Source organism: Neorhizobium petrolearium (genome assembly GCF_029854435.1).
Taxonomy (GTDB): domain Bacteria; phylum Pseudomonadota; class Alphaproteobacteria; order Rhizobiales; family Rhizobiaceae; genus Neorhizobium; species Neorhizobium petrolearium.
Window position 1 is genome coordinate 4,740,001 of the sequence record NZ_CP123000.1, and the last position, 14,918, is coordinate 4,754,918.

A 14,918-nucleotide genomic window follows, 5' to 3' on the forward strand; every position below is an offset into this window, starting at 1 on the left:
GTCGCCGGCCAATATCTTCAAGCATTTTCACTCGAAGGCAGCGCTGGCGGATGCCATCTGTGACCGGCATATCAGCCGCATGATCGGGCGATTCGGGACGCTTGACGAACCCGCTCCGGCGCCCGAGCGGCTTGCGATCGTCGTGCGCAAGCTGATGGAGGCACATCTTCAGGACATCCGCGAAAACCCTTTCCTCTTCGAGATGATCTTTCTGATGTCCGAAGCCGATCTGCCGAGCGGGCAGCATTACAAGGAACTGATCGAGTCCCTCTTTACCGATCTCATCCGCCAGGGCGTAGCGAGCGGTGCGTACAAATGTACCGACCCGCACGCGATAAGTCGGCATGTCGCAGCCGCTTTTGCGAGCGTGCTCCATCCTGTTCTTCTGGCCAAGTCCGACAAGGCCGAACTTTATGACCGATGTGACGGCCTCACTGGACTTGTGAATGCTGCGTTGCAAAATCCGCTTGTAAAGTGACGATTTTTAACTTACGTCACTTCCCCACCGCAGACCGTTGGCCGAATTCTTCTTTCGACCACCACTGTTCTGACCACTCAAGACGGGGTACCTTCTCCGTCCTTCGCCCCGGCACATATCGTCTGCCGTGGCGATTACCCAAACGCCTTGCCTTGGATGACGCCATGATCGGACGCAAACTGATTCTACCACTGCTGTTTTCTGCAGCTCTTGCGGCTTGCAGCGATTCTGGCCAACAGCAATCCGCAGGCGGAGCTCCGCAACGGCCGCCGCAGCCGGTCAGCGTCGTGACCCTGCAGAAATCCGAACAGCCGCTCACGACGGTTCTTTCCGGCCGTGCGGCAGCCTTCCAGTCGGCCGACATCCGGCCGCGCGTCGGCGGGGTGATCAAGCAGATTGCGGTGAAGGAGGGCAGCTTCGTGAAAGCCGGCGATCTTCTCTACAAGATCGAGGACGACACCTATCTCGCCTCGGCAGCCGAGGCCCAGGCCGCATTGGAGCGTTCGGAGGTGAGCGTGCCGGCGGCCGAGGCCAATCTTCAACGCTACGAGCGGCTGGCCAATAGCGGCGCCTCGCAAAAGGAATATGAGGACGCTCGCACGACACTGCTTCAAGCCAGGGCCTCTGTTTCAGAGGCTCGCGCGGCTCTGCAGACAGCTCAGATCAATCTCGGCCTGACCGAAGTCCGTGCGCCTTTCGACGGGGTCACCTCGGCCACCCGATTCTCGGTCGGCAACGTCGTCACAGCAAGCCAGACCGATGCTTTGATGACCCTGCGCCAGATCAACCCGATCTATATAGAGCTGAACGAATCAAGCGTGAATCTGCGGCGTCTGAGGACGACCATCGCTGCCGGAAACCTTGACCGCAAGGAAAATGACGAGATAACCCAAATCCGCCTCACCTTGGAGGACGGCTCCGATTATCCCCACATCGGCAAGCTCGATATGTCCGAAATGGCGGTCAGCACGACCACCGGCACCGTTTCCATCCGCACCCTGTTCGACAATCCCGACAATCTCATCCTGCCGGGCATGTTTGTGCGCGCCACCATCACCGTTGGCAGGGAAACGGGTTATCTCATTCCCCAGCGCGCGGCCAGCCGGAACGCCAATGGCGAACTCACGGCGCAGTTCGTGACCGCCGACAACAAGGTCGAAACGCGCACTTTCCGCAGCAGCCAGCTTTCCGGCAACAACTGGCTGGTCACCGACGGCGTGAGCGACGGAGACAAACTCATCGTTGATGGCCTCCAGTGGATCACCGATAACGCCACCGTCAATCCCGTTCCTGCGGAGATTGATTCCAAGGGCTTCGTCATAGAGAAACCGGTCGTCGGCGATGCCCCGACGCCGAAGTCGTGATGTCTCGCGGCTTGTTCGGCAACATCGGGATCAGGAACTAGATCATGTCCCTTTTTTTCATTCGGCGGCCGATCTTCGCATGGGTCATCTCCATCGTCATCATGCTCGGCGGCGTTCTCGCCATCAATACCTTGTCGATTTCACAATATCCGGAAATCGCCCCGCCAACCGTGCGCATCTCCGCTTCCTATACGGGCGCCAGTGCCGACACGGTTAAGAAAACGGTGACGCAGATCATCGAGGACGGCATGACTGGCCTGGATGGCCTCACCTATATGACCTCCTCCTCCACAACCGGGCAGGCCAGCATCTCGCTGACCTTCGACAACAGTGTCGATGCCGACATTGCCCAGGTGCAGGTCCAGAACAAGCTGCAACTCGTGACGTCGCAACTGCCGTCCATCGTCCAGGATCTGGGTATCGAGGTCACCAAATCGACATCCAGTATTCTGCTCGTCGGTGCACTCGTTTCCACCGATGGCAAGCGATCTTCCGCCGATTTGGGCGACATCTTCTCGACCCAGATCGAAGATCAGGTGAAACGCCTGGAAGGCGTCGGCAGCATCAACTCCTTTGGTTCGGCCTATTCGATGCGAATCTGGCTCGACCCGTTCAAGCTCAGAAAATTCCAGCTGACACCCGCAGACGTCACATCGGCCATCCAGATCCAGAACACTCAGGTCTCGGTAGGGTCGGTAGGCGGCCTGCCGTCCGTCGAAGGCCAGCAGATCAACGTCACCATGACGGCCCAGAGCCAGCTGACCACCGTGCCGGAATTCGAACGAATCATCCTCAAGGTCGACACCAGTGGCGCCAACGTGCGCCTCAGCGATGTGGCGCGCGTCGAGATCGGCCAGGAGAGCTATTCCTCCAGTTCCCGCTCCAATCGCCAGCCCGCTTCGGGTTTCGCAGTCAACCTGGCAACGGGCGCGAATGCGCTTGATACGGCGGACCGCGTCAAGGCCAAGCTCGCCGAGATCGCACCGGCCCTCCCGCAAAGCGTGAAGATCATCTATCCCTACGACACCACGCCTTTCGTATCGCTGTCCATTGAAAAGGTGGTCCACACGCTGATCGAGGCCATTGTGCTCGTCTTCGTGGTCCTACTGGTATTTCTGCAGAATCTCCGGGCAACCTTCATTCCGATGATCGCTGTACCGGTCGTCTTGCTGGGAACCTTCGGCATTCTGGCGTTGACGGGATACTCGATCAATACCTTGACCATGTTTGCCATGGTCCTTGCCATCGGTCTTCTGGTGGACGACGCCATCGTGGTGGTGGAAAACGTCGAACGAATCATGGCGCAGGAAGGCCTCGGGCCACTTGAAGCCACCGAGAAATCGATGGGGGAAATCACCGGCGCGATCATAGGCATTGCGCTCGTGCTGACCGCCGTCTTCATTCCCATGGCATTTTTCGGCGGTTCCACCGGCATCATCTACCGGCAGTTCTCCGTGACGATCGTGTCGGCGATGCTCCTGTCGGCTGTGGTCGCCATTGTGCTCACGCCCGCCCTCTGCGCGACGATGCTGAAACCGATCGACCACGATAAGAAGGGGCGAGGGATCGGCGCCTGGTTCAACCGGGGTTTCGACCGGACCACGCATGGCTATGTGGGCTCCGTGGGTTACCTCCTGAAGCGTCCGCTGCGCGTGATGATCATGTTCGCCATCGTGATCGGGGGATGTGCCTGGTTCTTCACGCGACTTCCCTCCTCTTTCCTCCCGCAGGAAGACCAGGGCGTGTTGATGACAATCATCCAGCTTCCGAATGGCGCAACCAGTGCCCAGACAGCCGAGGTGATCGAGAAGGTCGAAAACTATTATCTCGACCAGGAAAAGGAAGGCGTCCAGGACGTCTTCGCGGTAAACGGCTTCAGCTTCACGGGCTCCGGGCAGAACAACGCCCTTGTTTTTGCGAGCCTTCGGGATTTCGACGAACGTCAGGACCCGAAGCTCGCTGCAGGCGCCATCGTTCAGCGCGCCATGGGCTATTTCTTCACGATCCGCGAAGCCCAGGTCTTCCCGCTGCTTCCTCCGGCAATTCAGGGCATGGGCAACTCCAGCGGTTTCTCCATGTATCTGGTCGATAGCGGCAATCACGGCTCGCAAGCCCTCGTGACGGCGTCCAAACAACTCGTGCAGGCCGCCAACAGCGGCAACAAGATCACCGCCATGCGCAGCAACGACCGCGATCAGGAAAGCCAGGTAAAGCTGTTGCTGGACCAGGAGAAGCTGAGCGCCATGGGAGTTTCGATTTCCGACGTCAATTCCATGCTGACGACCATTTTCGCCGGCAGCCGGGTGAACGACTTCACGCTGAACAACAAGATCAAGAAGGTCTATGTGCAGGCGGATGCGCCTTACCGCATGCAGGCGGAGGATCTGAAATACTGGGATGCCCGCAATTCCGACAACGAGATGGTTCCGTTTTCCTCCTTCACGGAAGCAACCTGGATCAACGGCCTGCCTTCCATTTCTGCCTTCAACGCCGTCACGGGTTTCTCCATGGAGGGGTCGGCCGCACCAGGTGTGAGCTCGGGCGACGCCATGAACGAAGTGGAACGCCTGGTATCCGAGATGGGGGGCGGCTATTCGGTAGCATGGCAGGGAATTTCCTATCAGGAGCGGCTTTCTGGCTCGCAGGCGCCGATGCTTTACGCGCTGTCGGTCCTGATCGTCTTTCTGTGCCTCGCAGCGCTCTACGAAAGCTGGTCGATCCCCTTCTCGGTTATCCTCGCGGTTCCCATCGGCGTGCTCGGGGCACTGACCGCGGCGCACTTTCTCGGGCAGTCGAACGACGTTTACTTCAAGGTCGGCCTTCTGACGACCATCGGTCTGGCGGCGAAGAATGCGATTCTGATCGTCGAATTTGCCAAGGATCGACAGCAGGGGGGCATGGGCCTTGTGGAAGCGACACTCGAAGCGGCTCGCCTGCGTCTGAGGCCGATCATCATGACGTCGCTTGCTTTCATTCTGGGTGTTGTTCCGCTCGCCATAGCCACGGGAGCCGGCTCCGCGGCGCAGAACGCGATCGGCGTCGGAGTGCTGGGTGGTATGCTTTCTGCAACACTCCTCGGAATTTTCTTCGTTCCCTCCTTCTTTGTTGTCGTTAGACGGTTATCAAACCGTGAAAAAGCGTAGCATAAGGATTATGTCGTTAACGGATTTGGTCTTCTAATACCGTCAGGAACAATCGAATCGCTCCTGACGGAGCAATCGGAAGCGGCATGAATGTCTGACTTCCAAGCGTTTAGGGCACTGGGACAGAAAAATGCTATCCACTCGAGTTGTTGCTCCTCTTATCACCGCGCTTCTGCTTTCGGGTTGCGTCGTCGGTCCCGATCACACGCCGCCGGAAATCTCCCTGCCGGGAAAGTTCGGCGAGGCCGGCGCTGCCAGCAACGGTGACGTGTCGCAGGTTGCCTGGTGGACCGCCTTCAATGACAGCCGCCTGAATGGCTATATCCAGACGGGCCTTGGGCAGAACCTCGACGTTCTCCAGGCTCTGGAACGAATCAATGCCGCACAGGCCAATGTCATCGTTGCAGGTGCCGGCGGGCTGCCTGCCCTGGACCTTGGAGCCTCTGCAAGCCGAAGCGGCAGTGAGGACATTGGAGGGCCGCTGAGCCCGTCGTCGTCCGGTCCTCAGACGACGGCCAGCGGCGATTTGACTGCGTCCTGGTTCCTCGATCTTTTCGGCCTTTATCGCCGCTCCAAGGAATCGGCGCTCGCAAGTCTTGACGCTGCCTATGCCAGCGCAGACGTGGCGAGGCTGACGCTTCTGTCACAGGTCGCGTCTGCCTATATCGACGTCCGCTATTATCAGGAGCGCCTCGCGATCGCTCGGCAGAACCTCGATTCGCGGCGGGAAACATTGAACCTCACCAAGCTTCAGCTCGAAGCTGGGGCGGCCTCCAGACTCGACGTCGTCCAGTCGGAAGGTCTCGTCAATTCAACGATCGCGGAAATTCCGGGCCTCGAGACCCAGTTCCGCCGCGCCACCCATCGCATCGCCACGTTGCTTGGATTGCCGGCATCCTCCCTCGTTGCTGAACTTCAAAAAGGTGCCCGCCAGCCGGTCGCCCGCTTCAATGCAAGAGCAGGCATCCCCGCTGATCTTATCCGCAACCGCCCGGACATTCGCGCTGCAGAACGGCAACTCGCCTCGGCCGTTGCCGAGATCGGCGTGGCCGAAGCGCAGCTTTATCCGTCCATCACGCTCGGCGGTTCGATCACGCCGTCCTACACCAGAATCTCTGCCGGTGAGAGCGGCGTTCTCGGCTGGTCCTTCGGTCCGCAGCTCAGCCTGCCGATCTTTGACGGCGGCCGCCTGAGGGGCAATGTGAAGATTGCCGAATCGTCGGCACGAGAATCCTATCTTGCCTGGAAGCAGACCGTTCTCGATGCAGTCGAAGAGGTCGAGAACGCGCTTGCCGCCGTGGCTCGCGACCGCCGCACGGTCGAAGCCTACCAGGCGACGGTGAAGTCCTATCAGGAAGCGTTGCAGCTCGCGACTGCAAGCTATCGTGACGGCGCATCCTCGCTGCTCGACGTGCTCGACGCGCAGCGCGAGGTCTCGACCGCGCAGGCGAGCCTTGCCCAGGCCGTGCAGCAGGTCGCACAGGACTATGTCACCCTCAACGTCGCGATCGGCGGCGGCTACGCCTTCGGCAAGACGGATGCCAAGGTCGCCTCTGTTGTCGTGAAGAAATAGATTCCGCTGATATACTGATGACAACAAAAAACCTCCGGAGCAGCCGCTCCGGAGGTTTTTATCATGGGCCGACGGGCCGGGGACGATCAGCTCTTGGCGCGTTCGACGTAGGAATTGTCTTCCGTCGCGATGACCACGCGGGTGCCGGCATCGATATGCGGCGGGACCATGGTACGGACGCCGTTGGAAAGAATGGCCGGCTTATAGGACGACGAGGCCGTCTGCCCCTTCACGACCGGCTCGGTTTCAACAATCTCGAGCGTGACGTGGCGCGGCAGCTGCAGAGCCAGCGCCACACCTTCATGCATGGAAAGGATGCAGGTCATGCCTTCCTGAAGATAGGCTTTCTGATCGCCCATCGTCTCCGCATCGACCACGACCTGGTCGTAGCTCTCCGGGTTCATGAAGTGGAAGCCTTCGCCGTCTTCGTAGAGATACTGGAAGTTCACGTCTTCCACGAAGGCGCGCTCGACCTGCTCGGTGGTCCGCCAGCGCTCCGACACCTTCACGCCGTCGACGATGCGGCGCATGTCGACCTGGGTGACGGGCGTGCCCTTGCCGGGATGGAAGTTCTGGGCGGTGAGAACGACATAGAGCTTGCCGTCGACTTCGAGGACGTTGCCCTTGCGGACGGAGGAGGCGATGACCTTGACCATGATATTCCTTATGGTGCGTACTGGCTTGTAACTGCCGAAAATGCATCGTAGAGGACCGGGCGGTAACCAGCCCGCAAGACGGCCCTCGTGATCGAGTATCTGTTTTCCGGCCGGAACTACTCCAAAACCGCGCAAAGTGGAAGCCTTGCCGGGAAGAACCGGCGAAGAAAGCCGTAAATGAGCTCATCCAGACCCGCCGTATCCCGCTCGCCCTGGTGGACGCAGGCAAACCACGCGGACCGCCGGCCCTTCCTGATGGGACGCAATGCGATCCAGGCGGCGCTGCGCGGATTTTTCGGCGAACGGGATTTCGTCGAAGTCGATACGGCCACGCTGCAGATCTCGCCAGGCAACGAGACACATCTGCATGCTTTTGCCACGGAGGCAATCGCGATCGACGGCGCACGGGCATCGATCTACCTGCACACCTCGCCCGAATTCGCTTGCAAGAAGCTGTTGGCGGCCGGCGAGAAGCGGATCTTCACCTTTGCGCATGTCTACCGTAACCGCGAGCGTGGGGCCTTGCATCACCCGGAATTCACCATGCTGGAATGGTATCGCGCCGGCGAGAGCTATGAACAGCTCATGGCCGACTGCGCCGACATGCTGGCGCTTGCCGCGGAGACCACCGGGACGGATCGTTTCATCTTCCGGGGCATGGAGGTCGATCCCTTTGCCGAGCCAGAGCGCCTGTCGCTCGCGGAGGCGTTCGAACGATATGCGGGCATAGACCTCCTCGCCTCCGTCGCCGCAAATGGCGAAACCGACCGCGATCTGCTGGCGGCTGGCTTGAAGCGGACCGGAATTCGCTTTGCCGAAGACGACACCTGGGCCGATCTCTTCAGCAGGGTGCTGGTGGAGAAGATCGAACCGCATCTGGGACAGAGCCGGGCGACAATCCTTTGCGAATATCCGGTTTCGGAAGCGGCCCTCGCCCGCCCCTCCGCCCGTGATCCGCGCGTGGCGGAACGTTTCGAACTCTATGCCTGCGGTGTCGAGCTTGCCAATGCCTTCGGCGAACTGACCGATGCCGGCGAACAGCGCCGCCGCTTCGAGCACGAGATGGCCGAGAAGTCCCGCATCTATGGCGAGCGCTATCCGATCGACGAGGATTTTCTCGCAGCACTTGCGGCCATGCCGGATGCAAGCGGCGCGGCCCTCGGCTTCGACCGGCTCGCCATGCTGGCGACGGGTGCCTCCCGCGTCGAACAGGTGATGTGGGCGCCGGTCGCGGAGGTCTTTTCGTGACGGCAGCCCGCTCATTGAAAACGCCGGAAGAGCTGCTGGCCGCCGGCCTGGTCGAGCCCGGAAAGCTCGACGGCCTCCGCGCCGTTGCGGACCGCTACGCGATCGCGCTGACGCCAACCGTTGTATCGCTGATCGACAGGGGTGATCCGAACGATCCGATTGCCCGGCAGTTCGTCCCCGATCCCGACGAATTGCTCGCGACGCCGGACGAACGCGCCGACCCGATCGGTGATCACGCGCACAGCCCCGTCAAGGGTATCGTGCATCGCTACCCGGACCGTGTGCTCCTGAAGGCGGTGCATATCTGCCCGGTCTATTGCCGCTTCTGCTTCCGCCGTGAAATGGTCGGTCCCGAGGGCGACGGCACGCTTTCGCCGAAAGAGTTGGCCGCCGCGCTCACCTATATCCGCGAGCATCCGGAAATCTGGGAAGTGATCCTCACCGGCGGCGACCCGCTGGTGCTTTCGCCGCGCCGGCTTGTCGCCATCATGCGGGGGCTTGCGGACATTGCGCATGTGAAGATCGTGCGCTTCCACACCCGCGTACCGGTTGTCGAACCGGACCGCGTGGACGGGGAACTGATCGAAGCGCTGAAGGACAGCGGCAAGGTGGTCTATGTGGCGCTGCATGCCAATCATCCGCGCGAGATGACGCAGACCGCCCGCGCCGCCTGCGCGCGGCTGGTCGATGCAGGTTTCCCGATGGTAAGCCAGACGGTGCTTCTGCGCGGCGTCAACGACGATCCGGCGGTCCTGGGCGAGTTGATGAAAGCCTTCGTCGAAGCGCGGGTCAAACCTTATTACCTGCATCATCCCGATCTGGCGCCGGGCACGGGCCATTTTCGGCTGGACATTGAGGAAGGCCAGAAAATCGTCTCGGCCTTACGTGGGAAAATCTCCGGCCTCTGCCAGCCGACCTATGTGCTCGACATTCCGGGCGGCCACGGCAAGGCGGCAATCGGCGAAAGCGCGATCCGCCGGCGAGGCGGCTGCTACTCCGTCAGCGATTTCCGCGGCGAGGAGCATATCTATCCTCCGAAATGACACGGCTCATCCTTCACGCGACCGATTCTGCCCGTGTCCTGAGATCTCGGAGAGCCCACACGAATGCGGAACCTCATTGGAATTGTATAAAGTGGCTCCGCATTCGCGTGGCCTTCGGCGTTCTCTCGGGGCTTCCGGCCCCTACAGGTGATCATCTCGCCTCGCTGCGTGGTCTCGTTCACGCCCGTCTTTTCGGGACAGGCTCACCACTTGCACGGCTCAACCGAACCTGACCCGGCGGCCAGGGGGAGGCTTGATAGGAGCAACCGCCTTTCGACATGCGCTCCACGGCTTTCACCTCTTCCACCTTTCCCGCACGTTACGGTTCCGATGGAAGCGCCGGCTCCCGCCTGCCCGCGAACGTCTCGCGAAACACTCCGGCGACGGAAGCGGGACAATTCTAGGCATGACGCAAGAGGGCGAGGACGAAAGGGAGTGATTTTTTCTGCCGGCTTCGGTCAAGGCCTTGATTTGCCTCACCACACCCCCCTCTGCCCTACCGGGCATCTCCCCCTCAAGTGCAGGGGAATTGCATATAATAAACATGCTATGGCTTCCGTGGAATGATGAAGCGGGCAGCATGCTCGATTCCCATATGCGATAGCCCTCCCCTCAAGTGGGGAGATCGGATCGACGCACCGGCTTCCTCAAACAAGCCCGCTTCGGTTAGATCGACGGCCTGCTGCCCAGCAAACGCTAAATGAGGCCAAGAGGGGAGCGGGCATGTGCTTGAATCCTCAGGTCAAGCACAGCAATGAGGAATACCTCCGCCGGAAGATCGGCGGAGGCTTTGATGCATCAATCCTTTCCGACCGGCATGTAGAGGTCGCCGCCGTCGCGGTATTTCGCGGCCATCGCCTCCAGCCCCTCCTTCTGCGCTTCGGCACGGATGTCGTGCGAAATCCGCATGGAGCAGAATTTCGGACCGCACATGGAGCAGAAATGCGCCACCTTGTGTGCCTCCTTCGGCAGCGTCTCGTCATGGAAATTGCGCGCCGTTTCCGGATCGAGCGACAGGTTGAACTGGTCCTCCCAGCGGAACTCGAACCGGGCGCGCGACAGCGCATCGTCGCGGATGCGAGCGGCGGGATGCCCTTTGGCAAGATCGGCCGCATGCGCGGCGATCTTGTAGGTGACGACGCCGACCTTGACGTCGTCGCGGTCCGGCAGGCCGAGATGTTCCTTCGGCGTGACGTAGCAGAGCATGGCCGTGCCGAACCAGCCGATCATCGCCGCACCAATGCCGGACGTGATGTGGTCATAGCCCGGCGCGATATCGGTCGTCAGTGGGCCAAGCGTATAGAACGGCGCTTCGCCGCAGACCTTCAGCTGCTTGTCCATGTTTTCCTTGATCTTGTGCATCGGCACATGGCCGGGGCCTTCAATCATCACCTGGCAGTCCTTCGCCCAGGCGATCTGCGTCAATTCGCCGAGCGTTTCCAGCTCCGCGAACTGCGCCGCATCGTTGGCGTCGGCGATCGAGCCGGGGCGCAGCCCGTCGCCGAGCGAGAAGGAGACGTCATAGGCGCGGCAGATGTCGCAGATCTCTTCAAAGTGCTCGTAGAGAAAGCTCTCCTTGTGGTGATGCAGACACCACTTGGCCATGATCGAACCGCCGCGCGAGACGATGCCGGTGACGCGGTCGACGGTGAGCGGAATGTAGGCAAGCCGGACGCCGGCATGGATCGTGAAATAGTCGACGCCCTGCTCGGCCTGCTCGATCAGCGTGTCGCGGAAAACTTCCCAGGTGAGATCCTCGGCAATGCCGTTCACCTTTTCGAGCGCCTGGTAGAGCGGCACGGTGCCGATCGGGACCGGTGAATTGCGGATGATCCATTCGCGGATATTGTGGATGTTGCGGCCGGTCGAGAGGTCCATCACCGTGTCGGCGCCCCAGCGGATCGCCCAGACCATTTTTTCGACCTCTTCCGCCATCGACGAGGTGACGGCTGAATTGCCGATATTGGCGTTGATCTTCACCAGGAAGTTCCGGCCGATGATCATCGGTTCGGTCTCCGGGTGGTTGATATTGGCGGGGATGATCGCCCGGCCTGCGGCGACTTCCTGGCGCACGAATTCCGGTGTCACAAAGTCTGGCACGTGCGCACCAAAACTTTCGCCATCGCGGGCAAGTGCTTCTTTCGCAGCCTGCCGTCCGAGATTTTCGCGGATGGCGATGAACTCCATTTCCGGTGTTATGATCCCGGCCCGCGCATAGGCGAGCTGGGTGACGGCCAGGCCTGCTTTCGCCTTCAACGGAGCATTGCGGACCGGGAATTCCGGCGTCAGGCGATCGCCGGTGACAAAGCCGTTGTCCTCCGGCTTGACGATGCGTCCCTCATAGGTCTCCACGTCGCCGCGGGCCTTGATCCAGCTTTCGCGAAGACGCGGCAGGCCGGATTCAATGCTGATCGTCGCGGGTTCGGCCGTATAGGGACCAGATGAGTCATAGACCGTCACCGGCGGTTCGCCGGAGGTCGGGTGCAGCGCGATCTCGCGCATCGGCACGCGGATGTCGGGATGAAGGACTCCGGGCTTCAGGACCTTCTTCGAGGCGGGAAGCGGGCCGGTGGTGACGACCGGGGTAAGCTTGGTGGTCGCGATATTCATGGTTGAGGCTCCAAGGTTTGACGTTTGGAGACCCAGTCCGGTGTTGGAATGATGGAAGAACGCCTTGAGCCGGAGCGGGAATCCCGCCATTGAGCCGTGAGCGTCCGCACCGTCCCTACGCCAGTATGAACTGGATCAGGTTCAACGGGTCACTGCGCCACAATCGGCAAAGCCGTATTGCCCAGCAGTATCTCAGCCCCTTGCCGGGACCCCCCTGGTGAATCCGGACATCAGAAACCGGAGCAGCCCTCCTGTCAAGCCAGTTCGGACAGATGCCGATCGATTGGATTTTAGCGAATCCCGCAGCCCGATTTTCAGCATGTTTCTTACCGGAATCTTATGCTTTCCGGCCTAAACATCCCGCCAGCGATGAACGCTTGAGTTCCAATTATCGGGAGACGTCGAGATGAACGAGACCATTCGCGAACTGCTGGCGAAACTGGGCAATCTGCCGGTCGCCATGACCGAGCTGGAAGATGGCGCCGATCTTTATGCGGCGGGCCTTTCTTCCTTTGCATCCGTGCAGCTCATGCTGGGCCTCGAAGAGGCCTTCGACATCGAGTTTCCGGACAACCTGTTGAACCGCAAGTCCTTTGCCAGCATCTCGGTGATCGAGCAGACGGTATCCCACATCCTGAAAGCCAAAGAGGCCGCGTGATGAGCCTTGCCGCTGTCGCAACCGATATGAGCCTCGGCGCACGCGCCCATCGCGTGGCGAGGGTGGCCGCCGATTTCGCCGATTCCGTCGACCGCGAAGGCCGCTTCCCGAAGGAAGCCGTCGATGCCATGAAGGCCGAAGGCCTGCTCGGCATCCAGATCCCCGCAGCCTTCGGCGGCGAGAGTGCAACGACGCAGGAGCTCGCGGAGATCTGCTCCATTCTGGGACAGGCCTGTGCCGCGAGCGCCATGGTCTTCGCCATGCACCAGATCAAGGTTTCGAGCCTTGTCGAGCACGGTGCCGAGAGCGAATGGCACAGGGATTTCATGCGCGAGCTTTGCGCTCGCCAGCTTCTCGTCGCCTCGGCGACGACGGAGGCCGGCATCGGCGGGAACCTGCGCAATTCCATCTGCGCCATCGAGATCGACGGCGACACCTGCCGGCTCGAAAAGGATGCGACGGTGATTTCCTACGGGGAGCACGCCGACGCGATCATGGTCACCTCCCGCGCCCGTGCGGACGCGGCTCCGGGCGACCAGGTGATGACCGTCTTCAGGAAGAGCCAGTATACGCTCGAAAAGACCGTCGACTGGGATACGCTCGGCATGCGCGGCACCTGCTCGGATGGTTTCATCTTCAAGGGCGAGGCGCCCGCGGCACAGGTCTTCCCGAAGACTTTCGCCGAAATCGCCGCACAGTCCATGCTCGCAAGCTCCCACCTGCTGTGGAGCGCCGTCTGGTACGGTATCGCCGCCGATGCGGTGCTTCGCGCCCAGGCCTTCGTGCGCGCCGCCGCCCGCAAGGCGGGCGGCTCGCAGCCGCCCGGCGCGTTGCGGCTGGCCGAGGCCTCGAACCTGCTGCAGCTCCTGAAGGCCAACATCCTCTCGGGCCTCAGGGCCTACGAGGATGCCCGGGCGGATCCGGACCAGCTTTCCTCCATGGCGTTCTCGATCGCCATGAACAACGTCAAGCTCGCCTCCTCCGAGACGATCCTGACGATCATCAACCAGGCGATGATCATCTGCGGCATCATGGGCTACAAGAACGGCACGCCCTACAGCCTCGGCAGGCACCTGCGCGATGCCCATTCCGCCCAGTTGATGATCTCCAACGACCGCATCCTCGGCAACACGTCGACCATGTTGCTCGTGCAGAAACCGGACACCAGCCTTCTCGGCTGACGCCCACTTCGTCAAATGAATTGCCCTTCAAATGAATTGATTGAGGTGAAGCCAATGGACATGCAAGTTTCCTTTCTCGACCGCCTGTTCGATGCAGGCCTTCTGATCGAGACCGGCGTCGACGGTCTTTACGGCCGAAGCGGCCAGTTCGAGGACGTCATCGCCGCTTTCGAGCGACTGATCGACAGCGTGGGCGGCGCCGATGGCGCCGAGGCCATGCGCTTTCCGCCGGGCATGAACCGCGAATTCTTCGAAACCAGCGGCTATATGAAGAGCTTTCCGCAGCTTGCCGGCACGGTGCATTCCTTCTGCGGCAGCGAGCTCGACCACATGAGCCTCCTGAAATGCATGGAAGTGGGCGAAGACTGGACCAAAGGCCAGGAGGCGACCGATATCGTACTGACGCCGGCCGCCTGCTACCCGCTCTACCCGACGGTCGCACGCCGCGGCAAGCTGCCGAAATCCGGCGGCCTCTACGACCTGCAGAGCTATTGCTTCCGCCATGAACCTTCCAAGGATCCGGCCCGCCAGCAGCTTTTCCGCATGCGCGAATATGTCTGCATGGGGACCGAACAGCATGTGACGGACTTCCGCCAGCGCTGGATGGACCGCGGCGTCGAGATGATGAAGTCGGTCGGCCTCGACGTTGCGATCGACATCGCCAACGACCCGTTCTTCGGCCGCGCCGGCAAGATGCTGGCAAACAACCAGCGCGATCAGAACCTGAAGTTCGAACTGCTGATCCCGATCACCTCGACCGCCAAACCGACCGCCTGCATGAGCTTCAACTACCATCAGGACGCGTTCGGCACGAAATGGGGCCTCTACCTGGAAGACGGCTCGACGGCGCACACCGCCTGCGTCGGCTTCGGCCTGGAGCGCATCGCGCTCGCGCTCTTCCACACCCACGGCCTCGACGTGAAGGCGTGGCCGGAAAGCGTTCGCGCCGTCCTGTGGGGCTGAT

Annotated in this window: 11 protein-coding genes and 1 riboswitch (1 of these 12 running past the window's edge); of the genes, 9 read left to right on the top strand and 2 right to left on the bottom strand. The window is 61.1% G+C overall.

Annotated features, from left to right (window positions below; genetic code table 11):
- From QEO92_RS22980 to QEO92_RS22995, 4 genes are all read left to right on the top strand, one after another.
- On the top strand, positions 1–478 hold the 3' portion of the coding sequence (locus QEO92_RS22980) for a TetR family transcriptional regulator (protein ID WP_227704571.1). Its footprint begins 125 nt before the window's first position; 478 of the gene's 603 nt are visible here — the last part of the coding sequence; the start codon falls outside the window, past its left edge; it ends in the stop codon at positions 476–478.
- Positions 479–642: 164 nt separating this feature from the next.
- Entirely contained in the window at positions 643–1,842 is a 1,200-nt protein-coding gene (locus QEO92_RS22985) for an efflux RND transporter periplasmic adaptor subunit (protein ID WP_081952717.1), read from the top strand.
- Positions 1,843–1,886: 44 nt separating this feature from the next.
- Positions 1,887–4,985, top strand: coding sequence for an efflux RND transporter permease subunit (locus tag QEO92_RS22990; RefSeq protein ID WP_227704572.1), 3,099 nt, complete (start codon positions 1,887–1,889; stop codon positions 4,983–4,985).
- Between the two features lie 130 nt (positions 4,986–5,115).
- A complete protein-coding gene (locus QEO92_RS22995) occupies positions 5,116–6,558 on the top strand; it encodes an efflux transporter outer membrane subunit (protein ID WP_037146700.1) in 1,443 nt (480 codons plus the stop codon).
- A gap of 86 nt (positions 6,559–6,644) precedes the next feature.
- On the opposite strand, the gene efp is transcribed toward QEO92_RS22995, so the two are convergent.
- Entirely contained in the window at positions 6,645–7,214 is a 570-nt protein-coding gene (gene efp / locus QEO92_RS23000; RefSeq protein WP_037154339.1) for an elongation factor P, read from the bottom strand.
- A gap of 177 nt (positions 7,215–7,391) precedes the next feature.
- Between efp and epmA the strand changes: the two genes are divergently transcribed.
- The gene (gene epmA, locus QEO92_RS23005) at positions 7,392–8,462 is read left to right on the top strand and encodes an EF-P lysine aminoacylase EpmA (protein ID WP_227704573.1); all 1,071 of its coding nucleotides are present in this window, start codon (positions 7,392–7,394) and stop codon (positions 8,460–8,462) included.
- On the top strand, positions 8,459–9,505 hold the full coding sequence (locus tag QEO92_RS23010; RefSeq protein ID WP_227704574.1) for a lysine-2,3-aminomutase-like protein: 1,047 nt from the start codon (positions 8,459–8,461) through the stop codon (positions 9,503–9,505). The genes epmA and QEO92_RS23010 overlap by 4 nt, the downstream gene beginning before the upstream one ends.
- Positions 9,506–10,303: 798 nt before the next feature.
- On the opposite strand, the gene thiC is transcribed toward QEO92_RS23010, so the two are convergent.
- Positions 10,304–12,115, bottom strand: coding sequence for a phosphomethylpyrimidine synthase ThiC (gene thiC, locus QEO92_RS23015; RefSeq protein WP_227704575.1), 1,812 nt, complete (start codon positions 12,113–12,115; stop codon positions 10,304–10,306).
- A gap of 94 nt (positions 12,116–12,209) precedes the next feature.
- A riboswitch (TPP riboswitch) is annotated at positions 12,210–12,341 on the bottom strand.
- A 180-nt stretch (positions 12,342–12,521) separates the two neighbouring features.
- Between thiC and QEO92_RS23020 the strand changes: the two genes are divergently transcribed.
- From QEO92_RS23020 to QEO92_RS23030, 3 genes are read left to right on the top strand one after another with little or no spacing between them, the layout of a single operon-like run.
- Positions 12,522–12,773 carry an acyl carrier protein gene (locus tag QEO92_RS23020; protein WP_227704576.1) on the top strand — a complete coding sequence of 84 codons (252 nt, stop codon included), beginning with the start codon at positions 12,522–12,524 and terminating at the stop codon, positions 12,771–12,773.
- A complete protein-coding gene (locus QEO92_RS23025) occupies positions 12,773–13,954 on the top strand; it encodes an acyl-CoA dehydrogenase family protein (RefSeq protein ID WP_227704577.1) in 1,182 nt (393 codons plus the stop codon). The genes QEO92_RS23020 and QEO92_RS23025 overlap by 1 nt, the downstream gene beginning before the upstream one ends.
- Before the next feature lie 54 nt (positions 13,955–14,008).
- Positions 14,009–14,917, top strand: coding sequence for an amino acid--[acyl-carrier-protein] ligase (locus QEO92_RS23030; protein ID WP_227704578.1), 909 nt, complete (start codon positions 14,009–14,011; stop codon positions 14,915–14,917).
- Position 14,918: the final 1 nt, after the last annotated feature.